Origin of the sequence: Pseudomonas syringae CC1557 (assembly GCF_000452705.1) — a bacterium.
Classification (GTDB): Bacteria; Pseudomonadota; Gammaproteobacteria; order Pseudomonadales; family Pseudomonadaceae; genus Aquipseudomonas; species Aquipseudomonas syringae_F.
The window spans coordinates 254,769-278,349 of record NZ_CP007014.1; the positions used below are offsets into that span (position 1 = coordinate 254,769).

Annotated in this window: 20 protein-coding genes and 1 pseudogene; 7 read left to right on the forward strand and 14 right to left on the reverse strand. The window is 59.0% G+C overall.

The window, feature by feature from the left end; genetic code table 11:
* Window positions 1-4: 4 nt before the first annotated feature.
* The 4 genes from N018_RS01230 to N018_RS27880 all read left to right on the forward strand — a co-directional run bounded on the left by N018_RS01230 (window position 5) and on the right by N018_RS27880 (window position 2,334).
* Window positions 5-976 carry a thymidylate synthase gene (locus N018_RS01230; protein WP_010434504.1) on the forward strand — a complete coding sequence of 324 codons (972 nt, stop codon included), beginning with the start codon at window positions 5-7 and terminating at the stop codon, window positions 974-976.
* A 211-nt stretch (window positions 977-1,187) separates the two neighbouring features.
* Complete coding sequence (locus tag N018_RS01235; RefSeq protein WP_024647670.1) at window positions 1,188-1,385, forward strand: hypothetical protein; 198 nt, start codon at window positions 1,188-1,190, stop codon at window positions 1,383-1,385.
* A 365-nt stretch (window positions 1,386-1,750) separates the two neighbouring features.
* Window positions 1,751-2,155 (forward strand): AbiJ-NTD4 domain-containing protein, encoded by a 405-nt coding sequence (locus tag N018_RS27875; protein WP_324294028.1) that lies wholly within the window; start codon window positions 1,751-1,753, stop codon window positions 2,153-2,155.
* Window positions 2,086-2,334 (forward strand): hypothetical protein, encoded by a 249-nt coding sequence (locus tag N018_RS27880; protein ID WP_025388648.1) that lies wholly within the window; start codon window positions 2,086-2,088, stop codon window positions 2,332-2,334. Before N018_RS27875 ends, N018_RS27880 begins: the two co-directional genes overlap by 70 nt.
* Window positions 2,335-2,765: 431 nt before the next feature.
* On the opposite strand, the gene N018_RS01245 is transcribed toward N018_RS27880, so the two are convergent.
* From N018_RS01245 to N018_RS01255, 3 genes are all read right to left on the reverse strand, one after another.
* Window positions 2,766-3,347: a hypothetical protein gene (locus tag N018_RS01245; RefSeq protein WP_024647667.1), complete on the reverse strand. Its 582-nt coding sequence runs from the start codon at window positions 3,345-3,347 to the stop codon at window positions 2,766-2,768.
* 232 nt (window positions 3,348-3,579) lie between these two features.
* Window positions 3,580-3,759, reverse strand: a complete 180-nt coding sequence (locus N018_RS01250) for a hypothetical protein (protein ID WP_024647666.1) — start codon at window positions 3,757-3,759, stop codon at window positions 3,580-3,582.
* Between the two features lie 215 nt (window positions 3,760-3,974).
* A complete protein-coding gene (locus N018_RS01255; protein WP_229631243.1) occupies window positions 3,975-4,832 on the reverse strand; it encodes a hypothetical protein in 858 nt (285 codons plus the stop codon).
* Between the two features lie 454 nt (window positions 4,833-5,286).
* Here N018_RS01255 and N018_RS01260 point away from each other — a divergent pair.
* Window positions 5,287-5,685: pseudogene (locus N018_RS01260) on the forward strand (thymidylate synthase); the annotation flags it as partial.
* A gap of 61 nt (window positions 5,686-5,746) precedes the next feature.
* Here N018_RS01260 and cadR read toward each other — a convergent pair.
* Window positions 5,747-6,193, reverse strand: coding sequence for a Cd(II)/Pb(II)-responsive transcriptional regulator (gene cadR / locus N018_RS01265; RefSeq protein ID WP_025388650.1), 447 nt, complete (start codon window positions 6,191-6,193; stop codon window positions 5,747-5,749).
* A gap of 85 nt (window positions 6,194-6,278) precedes the next feature.
* Here cadR and N018_RS01270 point away from each other — a divergent pair, with 85 nt between their 5' ends.
* On the forward strand, window positions 6,279-8,537 hold the full coding sequence (locus N018_RS01270; protein ID WP_025388651.1) for a heavy metal translocating P-type ATPase: 2,259 nt from the start codon (window positions 6,279-6,281) through the stop codon (window positions 8,535-8,537).
* A 75-nt stretch (window positions 8,538-8,612) separates the two neighbouring features.
* Here the strand turns inward: N018_RS01270 and hutG are convergent, their stop codons facing one another.
* The 9 genes from hutG to hutU form a co-directional block, all read right to left on the reverse strand.
* Window positions 8,613-9,413, reverse strand: a complete 801-nt coding sequence (gene hutG / locus N018_RS01275; RefSeq protein ID WP_025388652.1) for an N-formylglutamate deformylase — start codon at window positions 9,411-9,413, stop codon at window positions 8,613-8,615.
* A 13-nt stretch (window positions 9,414-9,426) separates the two neighbouring features.
* A complete protein-coding gene (hutI, locus tag N018_RS01280; protein WP_025388653.1) occupies window positions 9,427-10,632 on the reverse strand; it encodes an imidazolonepropionase in 1,206 nt (401 codons plus the stop codon).
* A gap of 15 nt (window positions 10,633-10,647) precedes the next feature.
* Window positions 10,648-12,021 (reverse strand): amino acid permease, encoded by a 1,374-nt coding sequence (locus N018_RS01285; RefSeq protein WP_024647384.1) that lies wholly within the window; start codon window positions 12,019-12,021, stop codon window positions 10,648-10,650.
* 102 nt (window positions 12,022-12,123) lie between these two features.
* Window positions 12,124-13,671, reverse strand: a complete 1,548-nt coding sequence (gene hutH / locus N018_RS01290; protein WP_025388654.1) for a histidine ammonia-lyase — start codon at window positions 13,669-13,671, stop codon at window positions 12,124-12,126.
* Between the two features lie 54 nt (window positions 13,672-13,725).
* Window positions 13,726-15,267 carry an HAL/PAL/TAL family ammonia-lyase gene (locus N018_RS01295; protein ID WP_025388655.1) on the reverse strand — a complete coding sequence of 514 codons (1,542 nt, stop codon included), beginning with the start codon at window positions 15,265-15,267 and terminating at the stop codon, window positions 13,726-13,728.
* 12 nt (window positions 15,268-15,279) lie between these two features.
* Window positions 15,280-16,110: a quaternary amine ABC transporter ATP-binding protein gene (locus N018_RS01300; protein ID WP_025388656.1), complete on the reverse strand. Its 831-nt coding sequence runs from the start codon at window positions 16,108-16,110 to the stop codon at window positions 15,280-15,282.
* Window positions 16,107-16,958, reverse strand: a complete 852-nt coding sequence (locus N018_RS01305) for an ABC transporter permease (RefSeq protein WP_024647382.1) — start codon at window positions 16,956-16,958, stop codon at window positions 16,107-16,109. The genes N018_RS01300 and N018_RS01305 overlap by 4 nt, the downstream gene beginning before the upstream one ends.
* A 73-nt stretch (window positions 16,959-17,031) precedes the next feature.
* Window positions 17,032-18,000 carry an ABC transporter substrate-binding protein gene (locus tag N018_RS01310; protein WP_025388657.1) on the reverse strand — a complete coding sequence of 323 codons (969 nt, stop codon included), beginning with the start codon at window positions 17,998-18,000 and terminating at the stop codon, window positions 17,032-17,034.
* Window positions 18,001-18,113: 113 nt separating this feature from the next.
* On the reverse strand, window positions 18,114-19,811 hold the full coding sequence (gene hutU / locus N018_RS01315; protein WP_024647380.1) for a urocanate hydratase: 1,698 nt from the start codon (window positions 19,809-19,811) through the stop codon (window positions 18,114-18,116).
* Between the two features lie 628 nt (window positions 19,812-20,439).
* On the opposite strand from hutU, the gene betT reads away from it, so the two are divergent.
* Window positions 20,440-22,395, forward strand: coding sequence for a choline transporter BetT (betT, locus tag N018_RS01320; protein WP_195757163.1), 1,956 nt, complete (start codon window positions 20,440-20,442; stop codon window positions 22,393-22,395).
* Between the two features lie 110 nt (window positions 22,396-22,505).
* Here the strand turns inward: betT and N018_RS01325 are convergent, their stop codons facing one another.
* On the reverse strand, window positions 22,506-23,552 hold the full coding sequence (locus N018_RS01325) for a LacI family DNA-binding transcriptional regulator (RefSeq protein WP_024647378.1): 1,047 nt from the start codon (window positions 23,550-23,552) through the stop codon (window positions 22,506-22,508).
* Between the last annotated feature and the right edge of the window lie 29 nt (window positions 23,553-23,581).

The window sequence follows — 23,581 nt, forward strand, 5'->3', positions numbered from 1 at the left end:
ATTTATGAAGCAATATCTGGAACTGGTCGCGCATGTGATTAAGCACGGCACCTTGCAGGCTAATCGTACCGGCGTGAACACCATCAGCTTTCCGGGGGCGATGCTGCGTTACGACCTGCAGGAAGGTTTCCCGGCGATCACCACGCGGCGTATGGCGTTCAAATCTGCTATCGGCGAGATGGTTGGTTTTCTACGTGGCGTAAACAACGCCGCCGAATTCCGCGAACTGGGCTGCAAGGTCTGGGATCAGAATGCCAACGAAAATGCCCAGTGGCTGAACAACCCGTTCCGTAAGGGCGAGGACGATCTGGGCGAGATCTACGGCGTGCAATGGCGCAAATGGCCAGCCTACAAGCGCATCGACGCTGGCAATGTTGCAGCCATCGAACTGGCGCTTGGCCAGGGTTATCGTCAGATCGCCGAATCCGAAGAGGACGGCCAATCATTCGTGGTGCTGTACAAGGCCATCGACCAGATCCGCCAGTGCGTCGATACCATCATCAATGACCCAGGCAGCCGCCGCATCCTGTTCCATGGCTGGAATTGCGCCCAGCTCGATGAAATGGCCCTGCCGCCGTGTCACCTGCTGTATCAGCTGCACCCTAACCCGCAGACCCGCGAGATCTCGCTGACGCTGTACATCCGTTCCAACGATCTGGGCTTGGGCACGCCGTTCAATTTGACCGAAGGCGCCGCGCTGCTGAGCCTGATCGGCCGCCTGACCGGCTACACGCCGCGCTGGTTCACCTATTTCATCGGCGATGCCCATGTGTACGAGAACCATCTGGACATGCTCAACGAGCAGATGACCCGCGAGCCGTACCCGATGCCCAAACTGGTCATCTCCGAGCGCGTGCCGGAGTTCGCCAAGACCGGTGTGTACCAGCCTGAATGGCTGGAGCTCATCGAACCTTCGGACTTCTCACTGGAAGGCTATCAGCACCACCCGGCGATGACGGCGCCGATGGCGGTTTGAGCGCTTGAACAGCTTGGAAGGCCACTCGGGGCGTGCTGTGCCTGCTTGGGCACATTGCGGAGTGCGCCTTCCTTCAAGGTTCACAATCAGATTGCTCACGTCTTGAAACGCTTAACAGCCAAGGTCTGAAAGGCCGTAAGAAAGCGAATTGAACGTGTGTGCTATAGTTTTGACGCATCCCCGCCCCTGATCCTGTTCAATGGAATCGACTATGTTTTTCAATCGGATTGGATATCGTAGTGATACAAAGAAGGCTGAAGACGAAGCCTTCATGCAGGCAATCAAGAGCATCGACTCTCTCGTGGTGAGGGGCGGTCGCATGTCCATGGACGCCAAAGAAATTGAAGGCTTGGTTCGGTCCTCCCGTGATAAGGCTAAAAAACTGGTCACTTCACAAGCAGAATCCTGATAAATGGCTTTTTTACTTCTGCTGCCACTACTCGCCAGTGGCTTTTTGGTGTGCCTGAAGGATCCCACCGTTTACTGCAGGCTGCATCGCTACGAAGCATTATCGAGCTAGCTCGCTATGGCGATTTGCCGGCGGGCTAGTTGAGGCAGAGGGTAAGGATGAAGGACTTATTTTCAAGGCGTCACGGTTTCTCGCAGGTCGATGAAGCCGAAATCACCGTCCGGGAAGACGCACCACAAGCACTGCGGGAGTACCTGATTCAATTGAGCTACGAATGTGGTCTTAAGCCCTCAGACCTTCGCCAAATCATCTGTCAGACCTTGAAAGTTTTGCCCGATAAGTAGAACTGGACTGAGAGACCCAATATCCATGAGGAAAACGTTGAGCGGCTTGAGCAGTGCAAGTGGTTCAAGGTATATGACGTCATTGAGCGGCTCGATGACTACCTCGGCAACCGTAACTATGATTCTGGCGTGTACGAGCACTTCACTACTGATTTGAACGAGTTCTTCATCGAGCACGGTATAGGGTGGAAGCTGCTTGATGGTCGAATCGAAATCCGTGGTTCTGAATCCTTTGAGCAGGCTTTGACCTCGGCAAAAGACACAGAGCATCAACACGGGCACGTCACGGCCAGCAAAGAATTGCACAAGGCGATCGCCGACCGTCTCCAGACCCTACGGGAGCCATTCAGCACGCCATGGCCTCGCTGGAGTGCGTCGCTCGGCAGGTCACCGGGGATCAACAAGCGACACTCGGGAAAATTATGAATGATTGCAGGACGCTGATCCCGGCGCCGTTGGATCAGGCGGTCATCAAAACCTGGGCGTATGCGTCGGAGTTCGGGCGGCACATCCAGGAAGTGCGTGAACCTTCTTTCGAGGATGCTGAGCTCGTTGTTGGCCTGTGCGCCTCGGTCAGTAGCTATCTGATCAAAAAATCGAAGTGATTCCAACCGGTGGCCTTTCCATAGCAGATATCCATAGCAGATCGGGAATGACCTGCTGATGCCTGCATTGGTTTAAGGCGCCTGGTCACGCTCATCCGTTGCGACGTAAGCATAACGGACTCAAACTGCTGGAGAAGCAAGCCCGAGCTCAATCAGCGCTGGGACTCGCCAGGCAATTCGAGCGTCAACTGGGGTGGTTTTTGTCACTGTTTTGGTGGCTTATGCTTCATCTGAAATAACCAATCCTCACTTCCCATCATGGGATTTCACCTTGTGTAACGCAGGTCGTGACGCTATAGTGGGTGTGCGGGAAATAAGAGCAGGGCTCCGAGATCATCAGGCGAAATTGGATCTGGAGTGTGGATTGCACGGAGACGCCATCCGTGTGGTAGCGGCATCAGGCTTCGGTCTGTTGGCATGTGACCCAACCCCTAGGGGTTAGCTAAGCAAGCGCTGCGACTACCATCCCGCATATCTTCTTCAGTCAAGGGCGCCAAATCTGGCGCCTTTGGCGTTTCTGGGATTTGAAAACCCTCAATCATCCCGACAGCTTTCCCGTTCGGCGTACGGTTGCGATAAGCCGTCACCACGCTGTAATAGAGCTGGTCATCGCCGATAGGCCAAGCTGCTAATACTGCACACCCTTTGCGACCCCGGAGCACGATCAGTCGCTCGTTCCCCTTCATCGAGTCAAACTCACAAACGATGTTTGTGCCATGCACGATGATGTCGGACACAAAACGCGGTACGTCGTAGACCGTTGGGTAGCCCCACTTTACCAGGTCATGCCCACGCTCTTGCCAGATGTGGCGTACACCGAAGCCTTTGTGGGGCCCGATGTGCTTGCCCGCCCTGAGGTAGATATCCCCGCCAGGCTGTTGTAGCAACTGGCTAGTAACCTTCACCAATCCCCAGGATTCGAGGCCTGTGGTGGGGTGAGCAATATTGAAATCTTCGTGATGGTCGAACTCGACCGGTATCGCCTGAGGCGGCGGCGCCTTGAAACGTGACATGCCAGCAATCCTTAACTACCTGATGGCTCCATTCTCACGTCACGACTGGCCGTGTCAGAACCGCACTTTCCCATTTTACAGAATTTAGCGATGCCGATGGTCATTGGGTGTCTGCGGCGAGGGCTATGGATGGACAAGCTGAACCGGGGGATCCTTAAAATCGTGCAGTGGCTCGACGACTTAAGACGCTGGGTACCTCAGTCACCGCCGAGCACTGCTAACCCGATAGCCATTAAGACTCAGGTACTTTGCGGGTTGATTCACAGGCCTCCATTGTCGAGTCGAGCATGAATTGGCGTGGAGATTTGTTCAGCATGTTGGCCGCTTTATTGACCTTGTCGGTCTGGTTGACCCCAAAGGTAACCAAAATGGGTTTGCCAGCGACGGCGGGTGGAGGGGATTTGCGGCTCATTCATTTTTCCCCTGTTCCAAAACCTGCTCTGCTTTCTGCAAAGTTGCCTGCTTAATGAGCTTGTTCACAGAAATACGTTTGCCGGTGCATCGCTCTATCAAATCAACTTGGCGGTTTACCGAATCTGCTTCCTCCTGGGTGCAGTCGCTTTGGTGGTATTTTTTTGCGGGCGCTTCAAGCGTGCTCTGCGAGTGCCTTGGTGCTTGCTCAGCGCATTACTCGTAGTGCAGCTCACCAAATAAACCGATCATGAGATCGCCATCCAGGATCTCGAAAGGAAGGGTGACGTATTGGTCAGGGTGGCGTGGCAGCGCTTTTCCGTCGTGTGCTGAGTTCTTTGTATGACCCTGGACTTGCTCGCCGTTTTCCTTGAGGTAGGGAAGCACCACGATGCGACCATGATTCTTTGACAGAATTGTGCCTTCATTCCAAAGGGTGGTGCCTTCGCCGCTGGATTCGCTACCCGTACTCTTCACAACCCATTGAGGCACGCCATCCTCTTCATACCAGAAGACGAAGCCTCCAATCACAAGCACGCTTTGTCCTTGGCTCCTCGTCTCGGCCAGTAGTTGTCTGACGCTGGCCAGTTGAAGCAGCTTGTTTGCCCGAGGAAGCAATTGTTCGCGAATCAGTGCTTTGGTTTTTCCCCAATGATCGAACCCCGAATAACCGTAGCCCCTGGCAATCGACTTGCGAAAACAGGCCTGCGACAGCTTTGTGTTTAGAGCGCCAAGGTATTCCCACTTCATGTCGCCGGTACAGTGCAGGCAGGCTTTGAATTCTGGAAAAGCTGCGAGCTGAACATACGGGGCAACCTCAAGCAGCTCTGATAGAGGCTCACGTAGGCGTTCGATGCCCTTAGCCAATTCAAGACTATGACTGGCCGGACGGGGCAAATTGGCATTTCGCTTGACGGCCTCACGCTCCATCAGCTCTTCTTCGTCTCGAATTCGACGCCCAGATGTCAGGGTTTTTTCGACTTTCAGGATGGTGGGAGTTTGGAGCTGCGGGTCGTCCAGAGCCTGTCTGATCCGGTCATGAATGCCTTGGTTGAAGTCATCTGCAGCAGTCATGGCCTCTGCGTAGGTTGTGAACACTGCTGCTCTGGCATGTCCGTTGCCGTTATCAAAAAAGTATCGCCTCCACGCGAGGTGGGAATCGGGAAATAGTTTCAGAGCGCGCAGGTTCCATGATCAGCTGATATGGAATTGCCGGAACGGTAGTACCGCCAGGGTGGACGCGGAGTGGTAAGGCATCTGATCGAGTCGCATGGTTTCCTCCTTGAATGACATTCCCAAGGCTATCATTTTGCTACTAGAGTCGGGTGTGCAGGCAGCTGAGACAAAGCTCATCTTTGGGTCGATGGAGGGGTACATATAGGGCAACAAATTGATCTCTATCCGCCTGATTTTCTTGCAGTAAAAGCTTGATAGCAGACTGTGCAAAAGCTATGACGCACATATAGCAAATCGCTTGGAAGGCGTCGTAACAGAGCGTAATGTGCATAAAATTGGGGGCAGGAAGTGCCTCGGCACGCCGTTCAACCTGACCGAAGGTGCCGCGCTGCTGAGCCTCATCGGCCGCCTGACCGGCTACACGCCGCGCTGGTTCACCTATTTCATCGGCGATGCCCATGTGTACGAGAACCATCTGGACATGCTCAACGAGCAGATGACCCGCGAGCTGTACCCGATGCCGAAACTGGTGATCTCCGACCGCGTGCCCGAGTTTGCCATGGACATGCTCAACGAGCAGATGACCCGCGAGCTGTACCCGATGCCGAAACTGGTGATCTCCGACCGCGTGCCCGAGTTTGCCAAGACTGGCGTGTACCAGCCTGAATGGCTGGAGCTGATCGAGCCTTCGGACTTCTCACTGGAAGGCTATCAGCATCACCCGGCGATGACGGCGCCGATGGCGGTTTAAAAAGGCTGCCCGCTATGACCTTCTCGTTCCCGCATGAGGAACGAGAGGTGTCAAACCCGTCTCAATGCCCATGACTCCTCCCCACATGTGAAGGCTCGCCCTCTGGCGCCGCCACAGCTCCCGTCACTTCCAGTCTCTCCAGTATTGCGCAATGTTCTGTTGTGCCATCGCTGCAGCGGCGGCGCAGGTCGAGCAGTTGTTCCTGGAGCGCTTGCAGGGTCGCAACGCGGGCGTTGACATGTTCGATGTGTTCGTCGATCAGCGCGTTGACGTTTTCGCATTGGTCCTGCGGGCTGTCGCGCAGGTTCAGCAGGTTGCGGATTTCTTCGAGGGTCATGTCCAGGCTGCGGCAATTGCGGATGAACGACAGGCGTTCCATGTGCGCCCGGGTGTACAGCCGGTAGTTGCCATCAGTACGGGCGGGGGCGGGCAGCAGGCCTTCGCGCTCGTAATAACGGATGGTCTCGACCTGGGTGTCGGTCAGTTTTGCCAGTTCGCCGATCTTCATTTTGACTCATCTCTTTTGAGTGCTTGACCCTATAGTAGCTACAGGGTGTTCACTTGGCAACAAGCAGAATCCTGGAGCGCAACGAATGGGCACGACAATCAAGAATCCCCCCGCACATGACCACGATCATGACCATGCTCACGGGGAGCACGCGCACGAGCACAAGCCCGTAGAGCCTGCGCACTCGTGCTGCTCCAGCAACGCACAGCCTGCGGTGGTTACGTTCGATGAGGCTCCGGCAGCTGGCGGTCGCCTGAGCAGTTTTCGTATCGAAGCCATGGATTGCCCTACCGAGCAGACGTTGATCCAGAACAAACTGGGCAAGCTGGCGGGTGTGCAAAAGCTGGAGTTCAACCTGATCAATCGCATGCTGGGTGTCTGGCATGATCTGCCGTCCACTGACCCGATTCGCGAGGCCATCAGCTCGCTGGGTATGCAGGCTGAGCCGGTCGAAGAAGGCGCGGCGTCTGCTGAACCCGCTCCGGTCGTGAAAAAACACTGGTGGCCATTGGCGTTGTCCGGCGTTGCGGCATTGGCGGCGGAGCTGGTCCATTTTGCTTCGCTTGGTCCGACCTGGGTCGTCGCGCTGCTAGCGCTGGTGTCGATCTTCAGTTGCGGACTGACGACTTACAAGAAGGGCTGGATCGCACTCAAGAACTTCAACCTGAACATCAATGCCCTGATGAGCATTGCGGTGACTGGCGCGATTCTGATCGGTCAGTGGCCGGAAGCGGCGATGGTGATGTTCCTGTTCACCATCGCCGAATTGATCGAAGCCAAGTCGCTGGATCGGGCCCGCCATGCAATCAGCGGATTAATGCAGCTGACGCCGGAGCTCGCCACCGTTAAACAGGCAGACGGCAGCTGGCAGGAAATTGAAGCCAAAAACGTCGAACTGGAAGCTATTGTCCGAATCAAGCCAGGCGAGCGTGTCGGTCTTGATGGCGAGGTGGTGTCTGGTAATTCGACAATCGATCAGGCGTCGATCACCGGTGAAAGCCTGCCGGTCGAGAAGACGGTCGGCGATAAGGTCTTCGCAGGTACCATCAATCAGGCGGGATCGCTTGAGTATCGTGTTACCGCAGCGGCCAACAATTCGACGCTGGCGCGGATTATTCATGCGGTAGAAGCGGCGCAGGGATCGCGAGCGCCGACCCAGCGCTTTGTCGACAGCTTCTCGCGCATTTACACGCCGGTGGTGTTCGTCGTCGCCTTGGCACTGGCTTTGATTGCGCCGTTGTTCTTCGGCGGCGAATGGTTCGACTGGATCTACCGGGCACTGGTATTGCTGGTGGTGGCGTGCCCGTGTGCTCTGGTGATCTCTACGCCGGTGACCATTGTCAGCGGTCTGGCCGCCGCAGCACGCAAGGGTATTCTGATCAAGGGCGGCGTCTATCTGGAGATGGGCGAGAAGCTCGACTACCTGGCCCTCGACAAGACCGGCACGCTCACACACGGCAAGCCGGTGCAGACCGACTATGTACCGCTGAACCCTGCCGTTGCCGACAGCGCGCCTGCCATCGCCGCGAGCCTTGCGGGGCGTTCCGATCACCCGGTTTCCCAAGCGATTGCCAAGGCCGCCGACGGCAGCCTGACGCGCCATGAGGTCACTGCATTCGAAGCCTTGGGCGGGCGCGGGGTGAAGGGCGAAGTCAACGGTCAGATGTACCACTTGGGCAACCATCGTCTGGTCGAAGAGCTGGGGTTGTGCTCGCCAGAACTGGAAGCCAGGCTCGATGCGCTGGAAACACAGGGCAAGACCGTGGTGCTGTTGCTGGATGCGTCAGGGCCGATTGCGCTGTTTGCGGTGGCCGATACCGTTAAGGAAACCAGCCGTGAAGCCATTGCTCAGTTGCACGAGCTGGGCATCAAGACGGTCATGCTGACCGGCGACAACCCACACACGGCCAAGGCGATTGCCGATCAGGTCGGGATTGATGAAGCTCAGGGCAATCTGTTGCCTGCCGACAAGCTGGGTGCCATCGAGGCGCTCTACGCTCGTAACCATCGCGTGGGCATGGTCGGTGATGGCATCAACGATGCACCGGCACTGGCAAGGTCCGAAATTGGTTTTGCGATGGCGGCCGCGGGTACGGATACAGCAATTGAGACGGCAGATGTCGCCCTGATGGACGATGATCTGCGCAAAATACCGACGTTCATTCGCCTGTCGCGTCGGACTTCAGCGGTGCTCAAACAGAATATCGTTCTGGCAATCGTCACCAAGGTGCTGTTCATCGGCATCACCTTTGCCGGCCTGGCGACCATGTGGATGGCCGTGTTCGCCGACATGGGCGTGAGCCTGCTGGTAGTGTTCAACGGCTTGCGATTGCTCAAGAAGTGATCAAACGGCATCGTTGAAGAGCGAACGCGGAGCGTCCAGAGCGGCATACCCACGCGGTTTTGCGCAAACGTGCAGTCAGCCAAACCGCTCTCGCCCCCATGCAATGAAGGTTTCCAGCAGTGGCTTGAGCACGGCGCGTGTCGGTTCGGCGAGGTCCGGGCGGTAGTGAAAGGGCACGAATTCGTCCATGTAAGTGCTTTGCGCCAGTTCCAGTTGCACAGCATGGATGTTGTTGGCCGGGTCGCCATAGTGGCGGGTGATGTGGCCGCCCTTGAAGCGTCCGTTCAGCACATGGCTGTAATCCTTGGCCGCCGCGCAGACCTGCTCCATCCTGCTGGCCAGCTCCGGATCACAGCTCGCACCATTGAAGGTGCCCAGGTTGAAGTCGGGTAGACGGCCATCGAACAGGTGCGGAATATGTCCGCGAATCGAGTGGGCGTCGAACAGCAGCGCATAGCCGAATTCATCGCGCATTCGCTGCAGTTCCTGCTCCAGTGTCTGGTGGTAGGGCGTCCAGATCTGCTCCAGATACCGCGCTCGTTCCTCGGCACTTGGCGTCTGACCGTCCTTGAACAGTGGCACGCCATCGAACAGGATCGACGGGAACAGGCCAGTGGTCGCGCCGACGTACATCGGCTTGTCGTCGGAGGGGCGATTGAGGTCGATGACAAAACGCGAATACTCGGCGGCCAGGGTGCTGGCGCCCAGTTCGGCGGCAAAGTCATACAGGCGCGGGATGTGCCAGTCGGTGTCCGGCAGGCTCAGCGCTTCGTCCACCAAAGCCGCTTCAACCACCGGTGTCAGTTGCAGGCCGGCATGCGGCATGCTGATCAGCAGCGGCACGCGGCCACGCTTGAATGTCAGAACGTTATCCACAGGGCACACTCCTTCAGATCGATGATTCGACGCCATGGCGCACGATGCGTTTGTCCAGATCGCCGCCCAGCCAGTACGCCAGATCAGCCGGTCGTTCGATGTTCCAGGCCACAAAATCCGCCACCTTGCCGACCTCCAGCGAGCCATGGGTCGCGCTCATGCCCAACGCCTTGGCGGCATTGAACGTCACCCCCGCCAGTGCTTCTTCAGGCGTCATGCGAAACAGCGTGCAGGCCATGTTGAGCATCAGGCGCAATGACAGGCCGGGCGAAGTGCCAGGGTTCAGGTCAGTAGCAATGGCAATCGGCACGCCGTGCTTGCGTAGCGCATCCATCGGCGGCAGTTGTGTTTCACGCAGGAAGTAAAACGCTCCCGGCAGCAGTACCGCAACGGTTCCGGCAGCGGCCATGGCGATAGCATCGTCTTCGCTCATGAACTCCAGGTGATCCGCTGACAGCGCCTTGTAACGCGCTGCCAGACTCGATCCGCCCAGTGAAGAAAGCTGCTCGGCGTGCAGTTTCACCGGCAGCGCCAACTGCCCGGCGGTGATGAACACCTGCTCGACCTGTGCAGGTGAGAACGCCAGGTACTCACAGAACGCATCCACCGCATCCACCAGCCCTTCGGCCGACAGCGCCGGAAGCATCTCGTTGCAGATGTGCTGAATGTAGTCGTCGGCGCGGTCGGCGTATTCCGGTGGAAGCGCATGAGCGGCCAGGCAGGTGGCGCGCACGGTGACGGGCTGGGTGTTACCCAGACGCCGGATCACACGCAGGATCTTGCGCTCGTTCTCCAGGTCCAGCCCGTAACCCGACTTCATTTCCACCGTGGTAACGCCGTCTTTCAGCAGATGCCGCAGGCGACGCTCGGCACTGGCGTACAGCTCATCTTCACTGGCAGCGCGGGTCGCTCTTACCGTGCTGGCGATGCCGCCGCCCGCAGCGGCGATATCGGCGTAGCTCACACCTTGCAGGCGCTGCTCGAACTCGCCGCTGCGGTTACCGCCGAAGACGGTATGTGTGTGGCAGTCGATCAGGCCGGGCGTGACCCATGCCCCGCCCAGATCGATGCAGTTGTCATGTTCCGACTCAGTCAGTTCAGCCAGAGGCCCGATCCACTCGATGAGCGCTCCGGAGGTCACGATGGCGGCATCCTCGATGATCGAGTATTTGCCGTGCGCCATGCTTGCGATGTGACAGTTCTTCCAGAGCATTTTCATTCCGGGCCTCGTTGATCAATGAGTGGTGTTGAGCGCCTTGGGCTTGACCCAGCCATAAGCAATGAGCAGCAGACCGATCCAGATTGCGCCGACGATCAAGGCTGCACGGTTGTCCGGGAAGTAACCCAGTATGCCGAAGATGAACAGCATGAAAACGATGGCCGCGGCAGGCCCGTAAGGCCAGAGCGGCACTGCGAATTTCAGCTGTGCGGCTTCTTCGCGGCTCATCGAGCGGCGCATCGCCACCTGGGTCATCAGGATCATCAGCCAGACCCAGACGGTGGCGAACGTTGCCAGCGAAGCGATCAGCAGGAACACGTCTTTCGGGATCAGGTAATTGAGCAGCACGCCGCCCAGCAGCGCGATGCCCATCACCAGCACGGTCATCCACGGCACTCCGTGACGTGACAGGCGCGCGAAACTTGCCGGAGCCTGACCTTCACGCGCCAGGCCGTACATCATCCGGCCTGCGCCGAAGATGTCGCTGTTGATCGCCGACACCGCCGCCGAGATCACCACGATGTTGAGAATGGTCGCCGCCGAGGCGATGCCCAGGTTGTCGAAGATCTGCACGAACGGGCTGCCTTGGGTGCCGATCTGCGGCCACGGGTAGATGCACATCAGTACGAACAGCGTCAGCACGTAGAACAGCAGAATGCGCAATGGCACCGCATTGATCGCCTGCGGCAGGCTGCGCTGCGGGTCCTTTGCCTCACCGGCAGTGATACCGATGATCTCGATGCCGCCAAAAGCAAACATCACCACCGCAAACGAGGCAATCAGACCGGTCACGCCGTTGGGCATGAAGCCGCCGTGTGCCCACAGATTACTGATGCCTATTTCGGTGCCACTGGTCGAGGTGCCGATGCCGAAGATCATGATGCCAAAACCGGCAACGATCATGGCCACGATGGCACTCACCTTGAGGATCGACAGCCAGAACTCGGTTTCACCGAAGACTTTCACGTTGCACAGGTTGAGTGCGCCGATCAGGAACACGATGCCCAGCACCCAGATCCAGCGCGGCACTTCCGGAAACCAGAAGCCCATGTAGATGCCGAATGCGGTCACGTCAGCCAGGCAGACGATGATCATCTCGAACGCGTAGGTCCAGCCCAGTACAAAACCGGCCAGCGGGCCCATGTAGCGCGTCGCGTAATGGCTGAACGAACCGGACACCGGGTCGTGAACGGCCATCTCGCCGAGTGCGCGCATCACCATGTACACCGCCGCGCCGCCGATCAGGTACGCCAGCAGTACGGCGGGACCGGCCTGTTGAATCGCCGAGGCCGAGCCGTAGAACAACCCTGTGCCGATGGCAGAGCCCAGGGCCATGAAGCGGATGTGGCGGGCGGATAACCCGCGTTTCAAACCATCTTGTGACGTCATTTCAGGTCCATTTCATTACTGGTATGGCAAAAGCCGCGAGAACGCCTGCATCCGGCCTCCCGCAGCGATGACCAAAGCGAGCCCTGCCAGGCTCGCGGTGCATCACAGACTCGGTAGCAGACGTGCAGGAACCAGCGGGTTCAGGCAAGTGGAGGACAACAGCTGACTGGCAGCTTCGATGTCCGGTGCAAAAAAACGGTCCTTTTCATAGAACGGGACCTTGCTGCGCAACAGGCTACGGGCTTGCTCCAGCTTCGCAGAGGTTTTCAGCCCCTCACGCAAGTCCAGACCCTGGCAGGCAGCCAACCATTCTACGGCAAGAATCCCGCGAACGTTTTCTGCCATTTCCCATAACCGCTTGCCGGCAGCCGGGGCCATCGACACATGGTCTTCCTGATTGGCGGACGTCGGCAGGCTGTCGACGCTGTGTGGATGGGCCAATGCCTTGTTTTCACTGGCCAGCGCGGCGGCCGTGACCTGGGCGATCATGAAGCCGGAATTGACGCCGCCGTTGGCCACCAGGAACGGCGGCAGCTGCGACATGTGCTTGTCCATCATCAGCGAAATGCGGCGTTCGCTCAGCGAGCCGATCTCGGCGATAGCCAGTGCGAGATTATCTGCCGCCATGGCGACCGGCTCGGCGTGAAAGTTGCCCCCGGATATGACGTCGTTCTCGGCGGCGAACACCAGCGGGTTGTCGGAAACCGCGTTGGATTCGACTTCCAGCACTTCGGCTGCCTGACGCAACTGGGTCAGGCACGCGCCCATGACTTGCGGCTGGCAGCGCAGCGAGTAGGGGTCCTGAACCTTGTCGCAATTGCGGTGCGATTCCGACACACCACTGCTTTCGCCCAGCAGGTCGCGGTAGCAGGCTGCCGCATCGATCTGCCCGCGCTGACCGCGTGCCGCATGAATCCGTGCATCGAACGGCGAACGTGAGCCAAGCACCGCTTCGACTGTCAGCGAGCCGCAGGTCAGCGCGGCGGCGAACAGGTCTTCGCCTTCGAACAGGCCGCGCAGCGCATAGGCCGTGGAGACTTGGGTACCGTTGAGCAGCGCCAGCCCTTCCTTGGCCGCCAGGGTCAGCGGTTGCAGCCCCGCGACAGCCAGCGCATCGACGGCATTCAGCCACTCGCCTTTGTGACGCGCCTTGCCTTCGCCCAGCAGCACCAGCGACATGTGCGCCAGCGGCGCCAGGTCGCCGGAGGCACCGACCGAACCCTTGAGCGGGATATGTGGATAGACCTCGGCATTGATCAGCGCGATCAACGCATCGATCACCACGCGACGAATACCCGAGAAGCCGCGGCTCAGGCTGTTGACCTTGAGCACCATGATCAGGCGCACCAGATCATCGCTGATCGGCTGGCCGACACCGGCTGCATGTGACAGCACCAGTGAACGTTGCAGGTTTTCCAGGTCTTCGCTGGCAATACGGGTCGAGGCCAGCAAACCGAAACCGGTGTTGATGCCGTAAGCGGTGCGATTCTCGGCGAGAATGCGCTCGACGCAGGCGACGCTGTCGTCGATCTGCTGATTCGCGCTGCTGTCCAGTGTCAGCCTGACCGGCTGCTGATGGATGGCGCGCAATTGTGCCAGGGTCAACTGGCCGGGGATCAGGTTCAGCGTCTTGGCAGATAAAGTGGTCACGATGCAGCTACTCCTTGATTGATATCAGCGACGGCTTCTGGCCGTTCGCCGTTTTTATGGGGTTTTCGCGTGATCGCGGCGGTGCTGGAAAATCCTTTCCAGCGATGTCTGGTCTTTGAGCAGCGCCACGCTGCTGGCGATATCAGGGGCCAGCCAGCGGTCTTCGTCGTAGGCCGGAACCTGCTCGCGCAGCAGCCGCCAAGCCATCTCCGTACCGACACCGAAGCGCTGCGCCTTGAGAAATTCGAACGCCTGGGCCGCCAGCAGATACTCGATGGCCAGAATCTGTGTGGCATTGCCCAGCACCTTGTGCAGCTTGAGCGCTGCGCTGGTGCCCAGGCTCAGGTGGTCTTCCTGCAGGCCGGAGGTGACGTAGTTGTCGACCACTGCCGGTTGCGCCAACTGACGGTTTTCTGCGCACAACGAAGCGGCAACGTACTGGACGATCATCATTCCCGAGTTGACGCCCGGCTGGCTGACCAGAAACGCCGGCAGGCCACTGACCATCGGGTTGATCAGACGATCCAGCCGCCGTTCGGCGATGGAGCCCAATTCAGCGATTGCCATGCACAGCAAATCGGCCGCCATCGCCACTGACTGGCCATGCGGATTGGCCTGAGACACCACGCGCCAGGCTTGGGGCGTGCCAAGCAGCATCGGGTTATCGGTGACTGAGTTCAGCTCGGTCTCGATCTGGCGAATAGCGTGGGCCAACTGGTCGCGTGTTGCACCGTGTACTTGTGGAATCGAGCGAATGCTCAGCGCATCCTGCGTGCGAATACCCTGGCTGCTGGCCAGCACTTCACTGCCTGCCAACAGGCTGCGCAGGTTTCTGCCCACCTGTTGCATGCCCGGATGCGGCTTGAGGGCGAGAATGCTCTCATCAAACGCGTCGAGTTGGCCGCGCAGGGCTTCGAAGGTCATTGCACCTGTCACGTCGGCCCACTGGCTCAGGCGCTCGGCATCGGCGATCGCCAGACAGCTCAGGCCAGTCATGCATGGCGTGCCGTTGACCAGGCACAGGCCGTCCTTGGCACCGAGTATGACCGGCCTCAGCTGTTCTTCATGCAACGCCTGCTCCGCCGTGACGATGTGCCCGCGATAACTGACCTGACCAACGCCCAGCAAGGCAATGCCGACGTGCGCCATGTGAGTCAGATAACCCACCGAGCCCTGCGACGGCACTTGCGGGGTAATGCCCCGGTTAAGCAGGGCCAGCAATGCTTCGACCACTTGTCGATGAATGCCGGACTTGCCCTGGCTGTAGTTGAGAATCGCGGCGCAAATGATCGCGCGGGTCTGTTCATCGGTCAGCGGCGCACCCACGCCGCAGGCGTGGCTGAGCAGGGTATTGCGCGACAGACGACTGAGCTGTTCGCCTTCCAGCGAGACGTTGCACAGCGCGCCGAGCCCGGTGTTCACGCCATAGGCGCGCTCGCCGCTGACGACGATCTGCTGCACGATGGCCTGCGCGTTATCGATCCGCGCCCAGGCGGCGTCAGACAGGCGCAATTGCGCGCCATGCCGGGCCACGGCCACGACATCCTGCCAGCCCAATGGCGCTTCACCGATGACGATCTGTGCTGCTCGCGACATCTGCAACGGTCCTTAAAGGGTGGCTACGCGGCGCTGAACGAAACGGTCTACGTAATCGTCGGCGGGCGAATGAAGAATTTCCTTCGGCGTACCGACCTGAATCAATCGCCCGTCCTTGAGAATCGCGATGCGATTGCCGATGCGCACGGCTTCGTCCAGATCGTGGGTGATGAACACGATGGTCTTGTGCAGGCTGGCTTGCAGTTCCAGCAACTGGTCTTGCATCTCGGCGCGAATCAGCGGATCAAGCGCGCTGAATGCCTCGTCCATCAGGATGATGTCGGTATCCGCTGCCAGCGCTCGTGCCAGGCCGACACGCTGGCGCATGCCACCGGAAAGCTGGTGCGGGTATTTGTTCTCGTAGCCTTGCAGACCCACCGTGGTGACCCAGTGTTGAGCGCGCTCCTGACACAGCGTCTTGCTTTCGCCGCGCACTTTAAGGCCGTAGGCAACGTTGGCCAGTACGGTCTTGTGCGGCAGCAGGCCGAAGCTCTGAAACACCATGCTGATCTTGTGCCGGCGGAATTGGCGCAGGGCCTCCATGTCGTAGCGCAGAATGTCTTCGCCATCGACCAGAATCTCGCCACTGGTAGGATCGATCAGCCGGTTGAAATGGCGCACCAGCGTCGATTTTCCTGAGCCGGACAGGCCCATGATGACAAAGATTTCGCCACTGCCGATCGACAGCGACAGGTCGTTGACCCCGACCACACAGCCAGTCTGGGCCAGCACTTGATCCTTGCTCTGGTTTTGTCTGATCAGTTCCAGCGCTTCCTTCGAGCGGTTGCCGAAGATCTTGAACACGTTTTTGACGACGATTTTGTTCGGTTCCACGCTGCTCATTTGTGCGCCTCATGCCGTGGACGGCCATAGGCCTGCGTGATGCGATCAATGACGACCGCCAGAATGACAATGGCCAGACCCGCTTCCAGTCCGCGTCCGACGTTGAGGGTCTGAATGCCCACCAGTACGTCTTCGCCGAGCCCGCGCGCGCCGATCATCGACGCAATGACCACCATCGACAGCGCCATCATGGTGGTCTGGTTGATCCCGGCCATGATGCTCGGCATGGCCAGCGGCAGTTGCACGCCGAACAGTTGCTGCCAGCGATTGGCGCCGAATGCATTGATGGCTTCCATCACTTCGCCGTCAACCTGACGAATGCCCAGGTCGGTCAGACGAATCAGGGGCGGCGCGGCATAGATCACGGTGGCAAAAATCGCCGGGACTTTACCCAGACCGAACAGCATCAGCACCGGGATCAGGTAAACGAAGCTGGGCATGGTCTGCATGATGTCCAGCAGTGGCATCAACACCGAGCGCAGGCGATTACTGCGCGCCGAGAGAATGCCCAGCGGAATGCCGATCAGCACCGCAATGACCGTGGCGACCAGCATCAGTGCCAAGGTCTGCATCAGCTTGTCCCACAAGCCGACCGCGCCGACCAGAAACAGCAGGCCGACCATCACCAGGCTGGTAACGATCTTGCGCGTCGCGTGCCAGGTGATAGCGCCGACGATGATCAGCATAAGCCACCACGGCGCCATGCGTAGCAGGCCTTCCAGGTTGACGATGGCCCACAGCAGGGTCTCGGAAATGTGCCGGAACACATCGCCGTACTGAGTCACCAGCGAGTCGACTCCGTCGTTGACCCAATTGGCAATCGAGAAAGTGAAGCTTTCAGGAAACATAAGCGGCTCTCAAATGAGGTGTGTCGGGTCAACGATCGGGGCAGACGGCTCGTCAGGCAGGCTGCCCCGGCGTTTACAGCGAGGCGTCCACCTTCTTCGCGGCGTCTTCACTGACCCACTTGTGCCAGACTTCCGGGTGCTCTTTCAGGAAAATCTTCGCCAGTTTTGGCGATTCGATGCGTTCCTTGGCCATGCGCCCCAGGTTCTGGTTGAGCAGGTCAATCGGCAGATTGACCTTTTCCAGCACAGCGACCAGCTCAGGTGCCTGGTCGTGGAACACTTTGGACACGCCGACCTTGATATCGATCGTCTTGTTGACCCCGGCCTTTTCTTCCAGTCGAACCAGATCCACCTGGCCCATCAACGGCGTCGGAGACCAGTAATAGGTCAGGATCGGCTCGCCACGCTTGTAGCTGGAGAGAATAGCCGCATCCAGCGCCGGGCCGGTGCCCGGACGGAAGTTGGTGTATTTGCTTTCCAGGCCGTAGCTCTTGAGCATTTCGCTGTTTTCCAGCTCGCAGGTCCAGCCAGCCGGACAGTTGTAGAAACGGCCTTTTCCGGGCTCCTCCTGATCCTTGAACACCGCAGAATACTGGGCCAGATCGCTGATGGATTTCAGGTTCGGTGCCTTGGCTTCCAGCTTGCGCTTGGCATCGCCTTCGATCACGTAGCGCGGTACGTACCAGCCTTCGACAGCACCGACAATTGGGGCACCGACACCGACCACTTTTCCGGCTGCGGCGGCTTTGTTCCAGACTTCACTGCGGCCAACCCACTCTTCAGCGAAAATCTGGATGTCATTGGTGCTCAGGGCGTTTTCCATGGCGATGGAGTTGCCGGGCAGGGCGTCGACGGCGCAGCCGTAACCCTTGTCCAATACGACCTGCAGAATGTCGGTCAGCAGCATCGCGCTTTCCCAGTTCAGGCCGGCGAACTTCACCGGTTTGCCTGATTCACACCAGCCGGCGGCCTGACTTGCGCCTGCGCTGGCGAGCAGGCCAGCGGATACCAATGTGGTCAACAAAGCCTTTTTCATGTTCATTGTGGATGCTCCCAAGCGTGAAATGGATGACGGCAGCTTCAATCAGGCATCCGGCCCATGGGCATGTACATGCCCGCTCCCCGAGTCTGTCGGTTTGATAACCGACAAAGCCCCTAACGTCCGATCATCGGCAGGTTCAAGCCCTGCTCTTTGGCACACTCGATAGCAATGTCGTAACCGGCATCGGCATGACGCATGACACCGGTGGCCGGATCGTTGTGCAGTACGCGGGCGATACGCTCGGCGGCTTCGTCCGTGCCGTCACAGACGATCACCATTCCGGAGTGCTGGGAAAAGCCCATGCCGACGCCGCCGCCGTGGTGCAACGACACCCAGGTCGCGCCACTGGCGGTGTTAAGCAAAGCGTTGAGCAGCGGCCAGTCGGAGACGGCGTCTGAGCCGTCACGCATGGATTCGGTTTCGCGGTTGGGGCTGGCGACCGAGCCGGAGTCCAGGTGGTCACGACCGATCACCACCGGGGCCGACAGCTCGCCGCTGCGGACCATTTCGTTGAAGGCCAGCCCTAGCTTGGCGCGCTGCCCCAGACCGACCCAGCAGATACGGGCGGGCAAGCCCTGAAAGCTGATGCGCTCGCGGGCCATGTCCAGCCAGTTGTGCAGGTGCTCGTCGTCCGGGATCAGTTCCTTGACCCTGGCGTCGGTCTTGTAGATGTCTTGCGGATCGCCTGACAGCGCAGCCCAGCGAAACGGCCCGATGCCGCGGCAGAACAGCGGGCGAATGTAGGCCGGGACAAAACCGGGGAAATCGAAGGCATTGGCCACGCCGACTTCCTTGGCCATCTGACGGATGTTGTTGCCGTAGTCGAAGGTCGGAATGCCGGCCTTCTGGAATGCGAGCATGGCTTCAACGTGCTCGGCCATCGACTGCTTGGCGGCCTTGACCACATTCCCCGGTTCGCTGACCGAGCGGGCGCGGTACTCGTCCCAGGTCCAGCCTTTGGGCAAATAGCCGTTGAGCGGATCATGGGCGCTGGTCTGGTCAGTGACCATGTCGGGTCGAACGCCGCGACGGACCATTTCCGGCAGGAGGTCTGCCGCGTTGCCGCACAGGGCGATGGAAATGGCTTTGCCTTCGGCGGTGTATTTGGCGATGCGCGCCAGTGCGTCATCGAGATCAGCCGCCTGTTCGTCGACGTAGCGGGTCTTGATGCGGAAATCGATACGGCTTTGCTGGCATTCGATGTTCAGCGAGCAGGCCCCGGCCAGAGTCGCCGCCAACGGTTGTGCGCCGCCCATGCCGCCCAGGCCCGCCGTCAGCACCCAGCGACCCTTGAGGTTGCCGTCGTAGTGCTGACGACCGGCTTCGACGAAGGTTTCGTAAGTGCCCTGAACGATGCCCTGGCTGCCGATGTAGATCCAGCTGCCAGCGGTCATCTGGCCATACATCGCCAGGCCCTTGGCATCCAGCTCGTTGAAATGCTCCCAACTGGCCCAGTGCGGCACCAGGTTGGAGTTGGCGATCAGTACACGTGGCGCGTTGCTGTGGGTCTTGAACACGCCGACCGGCTTGCCGGACTGCACCAGCAGAGTTTCGTCATCATTGAGCTGTGTGAGGCTTTCGACGATCTTGTCGTAGCATTCCCAGTTGCGCGCCGCACGGCCGATGCCACCGTAAACCACCAGTTCATTGGGGTTTTCGGCAACTTCCGGGTCGAGGTTATTCATCAACATGCGCAGCGGCGCTTCGGTCATCCAGCTCTTGGCTGTCAATTGGGTGCCGCGGGCAGCCCGTACGATGCCTTCTCGGTGGCGGGTCCAGTCCTGCTTAAGGTCTTGATTATTCTCGGTCACAAAAAAATCCTCAGCGATCAATCCAGATCAGCCCGATGAAGGGCGGGCAGCGCCTGGCGAAGCAGGCCGATTCAGTTGGGTAAAACACAGGATGTACAGCCTGTCTCTACTTGTACATACAAGCATATGCAATCAAAAGACCAACTTCGCATAGCGCTGTTGTTTTGATCGTCAAAAATGCTGTGAAGCCCCTGTGTTCAGGGCTTAAGGAGGGTGTTGTGATTCAGCCAGGATGACTTCAGGCAAGGCTTGTGATGTTACCTGATACAGGTTTTGCGCTGTTTTGAGGCGGCGGGTAACAGATTGGTGCAGAGAATGTGCACAGGGTTGTGAGACTCATGAATAGCGCGGTCGCTGCTGCTCGATTGCATCGCTCTGGCATGGGAACGATCACGCGCTGCCTCACGTCATACCGTGGCCTGAGCCAGCGTTTACCGGCCTGCGATTAGTCTTCGCGGGTGTTTTCATGTTTAAATTGAACGCTCGTTCAAGTTAAACCGGTGGTTCGCTGCCCGCTCACATCTGGAGGCTTACCCTTGCCGTATCCGTTTTTTGCAGTTTGTTTTATGAGTCTGGAGGACTGTGCTTTATGAGTTCTCCAAGTGCAACTCCCAGCGGAACGGTCCGCATGAACGCTCCAGTGTTTTACTTCGCTGCGAGCTTCATCCTGATCTTCGGCATCGTCGTCATTGCCTTCCCGCAAGCCAGCGGCGCCTGGTTGCTGGCCGCACAAAACTGGGCGGCCAATACGGTCGGCTGGTACTACATGATGGTCATGAGCCTGTACCTGGTCTTCGTGGTGGTCACCGCCTTGTCGGGCTTTGGCAAGATCAAGCTCGGTGCCGACCACGACGAACCAGAGTTCAGTTACCTCTCGTGGGCCGGCATGCTGTTCGCTGCCGGGATCAGCATCACGCTGTTCTTCTTCTGCGTCTCTGAGCCGCTGACGCATTTGCTGCAACCGCCGCAAGGCGAGGGCGGCACTACCGAGGCTGCGCGCCAGGGCATGCAGTTGCTGTTTCTGCACTGGGGCCTGCATGGCTGGGGTGTGTTTGCCTTTGTCGGCATGGCGCTGGCCTACTTCGCCTATCGACACAACCTGCCGCTGGCCTTGCGTTCGGCGCTGTACCCGCTGATCGGCAAGCGCATCAACGGCCCTATCGGTTATGCCGTCGATGGCTTCGGCATCATCGCGACCATCTTCGGGCTGGGCGCAGACATGGGTTTCGGCGTACTGCACCTGAACTCCGGTCTTGATTATCTGTTTGGCGTTCCGCACACCCAATGGATTCAGGTCGGCCTGATCACCCTGATGATGGGGGCGGCGATTCTGGTGGCCATCGCCGGTGTCGACAAGGGCGTTCGCGTCATGTCCGACATCAACATGCTGCTGGCCTGTGCGCTGCTGCTGTTCGTGCTGTTTGCCGGTCCGACCCAGCATTTGCTCAATACGCTGGTGCAGAACATCGGTGACTACCTGGGCGCCCTGCCGAGCAAGAGTTTCGATGTCTACGCCTACGATAAGCCAAGTGACTGGCTGGGCGGCTGGACGGTGTTCTATTGGGCCTGGTGGATTGCCTGGGCGCCATTCGTGGGCCTGTTTATTGCGCGTATTTCCCGTGGCCGGACCATTCGTGAATTCGTGTTCGGTGTATTGCTGATTCCGCTGGGCTTTACCCTGGCCTGGATGTCGATCTTCGGCAACAGCGCCATCGACCAGGTGCTCAACCACGGCATGACCGCGCTCGGCCAGTCGGCCATCGATGATCCGTCGATGACCCTGTACCTGTTGCTGGAAACCTATCCGTGGAGCAAGACCGTTATCGCGGTCACGGTGTTCATCAGCTTCGTGTTCTTCGTCACCTCGGCCGATTCGGGCACGGTGGTGCTGTCGACGCTCTCGGCAAAAGGCGGCAACCCCGACGAAGACGGTCCGAAATGGCTGCGCGTATTCTGGGGGGTAGCCACGGCGCTGATCACCAGCGGCTTGCTGTTCTCCGGCAGTATCGATGCGCTGAAATCAGCGGTGGTACTGACTTCGTTGCCGTTCTCGCTGATCCTGCTGCTGATGATGTGGGGCCTGCACAAGGCGTTCGTCATGGAGTCCCAGCGCCAGATCGCGCAGCTGTACTCACTGGCGCCAGTGTCCGGTTCACGACGTGGTGGTTGGCGTCAGCGTCTGAGCCAGGCAGTGCATTATCCGTCGCGAGACGAGGTGTATCGCTTCCTCGACCAGACCGTGCGTCCTGCCATTGATGAGGTGACGGCGGTGTTTGTCGAGAAGGGCTTGAGCGTCGTCAACGTACCTGATCCGTCCAACGACTCGGTGACTCTGGAAATCGGCCACGGCGAAGAGCGTCCGTTCATCTATCAGGTGCAGATGAAAGGCTTCTTCACCCCTTCGTTCGCCCGAGGTGGCATGGGCTCCAAACAGTTGAACAATCGCCGCTATTACCGCGCCGAGGTTCACCTGAGCGAAGGCAGTCAGGACTACGACCTGGTGGGCTACACCAAGGAACAGGTCATCAACGACGTGCTCGACCAGTACGAGCGGCACATGCAGTTTCTGCATTTGGTGCGTTGATCGGCGCTTGAGGGCACCTATCGTTCCTCACGCATGGGCACGATAGGTGTTTGTCCGGATACCTATCGTTGCTCATGCTCCAGCGCGGGCATGAGATTGCGTCTGCAAACTCAAGTACTCTCCCGCTCCACCAAGCTGCAATCCAGCAGGTTCAGCCGCTGTATGCCACCCTCTACCGGCAGCACCCCCAGGCTTTCGAGCACCCTCGTTGCGGCCAATACGCCGATCTCCAGTGCCGGTGGTTTGATGGTGGTCAGGCTGGGCAGCATCATTTCTGCGAAGGCGTAATCGCCAAAACCCATCACGGCGCAATCCTGCGGTATGTGCAGGCCTGCACGCTGGCTGGCGAGCAGGGCGCCGGCTGCCAGATTGTCGTTGGCGAAGAAGATGGCATCGGGGCGCGGTTCCTGGCTCATCAAGGTTTCCATCGCCTGTTTGCCTGCCTCGAATGGCGCGCGTCCGGCGTCCGGGACGAATACCCATGGCTTGATGCCAAGCCCTTCCAGGGTTGCTACATAACCGTCGCGTCGCTCCAGTGCGCTGAAGTCCCCGGCGACGCTGTTCTGCACGAACGCAATGCGGCGATAGCCCTTGCCATACAGATAGCGGGCGGCAGTTACGCCAACGCCGTAGTGAGAAAAGCCAATCTGGATCGGGCTGCGTTCAGGCTGATGGTCCCAGGTTTCGATCACCGGGATATCGGTCTGCTCGATCATCTTTTCCGTCGCCGGGCTGTGGAATCGGCTGGTCAGTACCAGTGCTGCCGGGGACCAGCCCAGAAACGCCCGCACGGCGCTCTCTTCCTGCTCGGCGGAGAAGTAGCTGGACGCCAGCAGCAATTGGAAACCCTGCTGGCTCAACGTGTCGCTGAAGCCCTGAATGGTGTTGGCGAAGATCGGCCCCGAGATATTGGGAATGACCATCGCCACTACCTTGCTGCGCGCCGACGCCAGCCCACCGGCCACCCGATTGGGCACGTAGCCCAGCGCGCTGACGACCGCCGCGATACGTTCGCGCAACTCTGGCGACACGTGTGCCGGCTGATTGAAATAGCGCGATACGGTTATGGCTGACACACCTGCCTGTCGCGCCACCGTGTCTATCGTCACACGGCCAGCACCTCGGCGTTTACGTGTTGCGGGTTTGTCGTCGGCCATGCTCAATCACTTCGTATAAAAGTAAAAAG

Coding starts and splice junctions, on each gene's coding strand:
- N018_RS01295 (WP_025388655.1), bottom strand. CDS start 15,267: ATGTCGCGAGCAGCACAGATCGTCATCGGTGAAGCGCCATTGGGCTGG.
- N018_RS01305 (WP_024647382.1), bottom strand. CDS start 16,958: ATGTTTCCTGAAAGCTTCACTTTCTCGATTGCCAATTGGGTCAACGAC.
- hutI (WP_025388653.1), bottom strand. CDS start 10,632: ATGAAAATGCTCTGGAAGAACTGTCACATCGCAAGCATGGCGCACGGC.
- N018_RS01310 (WP_025388657.1), bottom strand. CDS start 18,000: ATGAACATGAAAAAGGCTTTGTTGACCACATTGGTATCCGCTGGCCTG.
- N018_RS01230 (WP_010434504.1), top strand. CDS start 5: ATGAAGCAATATCTGGAACTGGTCGCGCATGTGATTAAGCACGGCACC.
- N018_RS01255 (WP_229631243.1), bottom strand. CDS start 4,832: ATGACTGCTGCAGATGACTTCAACCAAGGCATTCATGACCGGATCAGA.
- N018_RS27880 (WP_025388648.1), top strand. CDS start 2,086: ATGGCCTCGCTGGAGTGCGTCGCTCGGCAGGTCACCGGGGATCAACAA.
- N018_RS01270 (WP_025388651.1), top strand. CDS start 6,279: ATGGGCACGACAATCAAGAATCCCCCCGCACATGACCACGATCATGAC.
- N018_RS01235 (WP_024647670.1), top strand. CDS start 1,188: ATGTTTTTCAATCGGATTGGATATCGTAGTGATACAAAGAAGGCTGAA.
- N018_RS01325 (WP_024647378.1), bottom strand. CDS start 23,552: ATGGCCGACGACAAACCCGCAACACGTAAACGCCGAGGTGCTGGCCGT.
- cadR (WP_025388650.1), bottom strand. CDS start 6,193: ATGAAGATCGGCGAACTGGCAAAACTGACCGACACCCAGGTCGAGACC.
- N018_RS01300 (WP_025388656.1), bottom strand. CDS start 16,110: ATGAGCAGCGTGGAACCGAACAAAATCGTCGTCAAAAACGTGTTCAAG.
- N018_RS01245 (WP_024647667.1), bottom strand. CDS start 3,347: ATGTCACGTTTCAAGGCGCCGCCGCCTCAGGCGATACCGGTCGAGTTC.
- N018_RS01250 (WP_024647666.1), bottom strand. CDS start 3,759: ATGAGCCGCAAATCCCCTCCACCCGCCGTCGCTGGCAAACCCATTTTG.
- betT (WP_195757163.1), top strand. CDS start 20,440: ATGAACGCTCCAGTGTTTTACTTCGCTGCGAGCTTCATCCTGATCTTC.
- N018_RS01285 (WP_024647384.1), bottom strand. CDS start 12,021: ATGACGTCACAAGATGGTTTGAAACGCGGGTTATCCGCCCGCCACATC.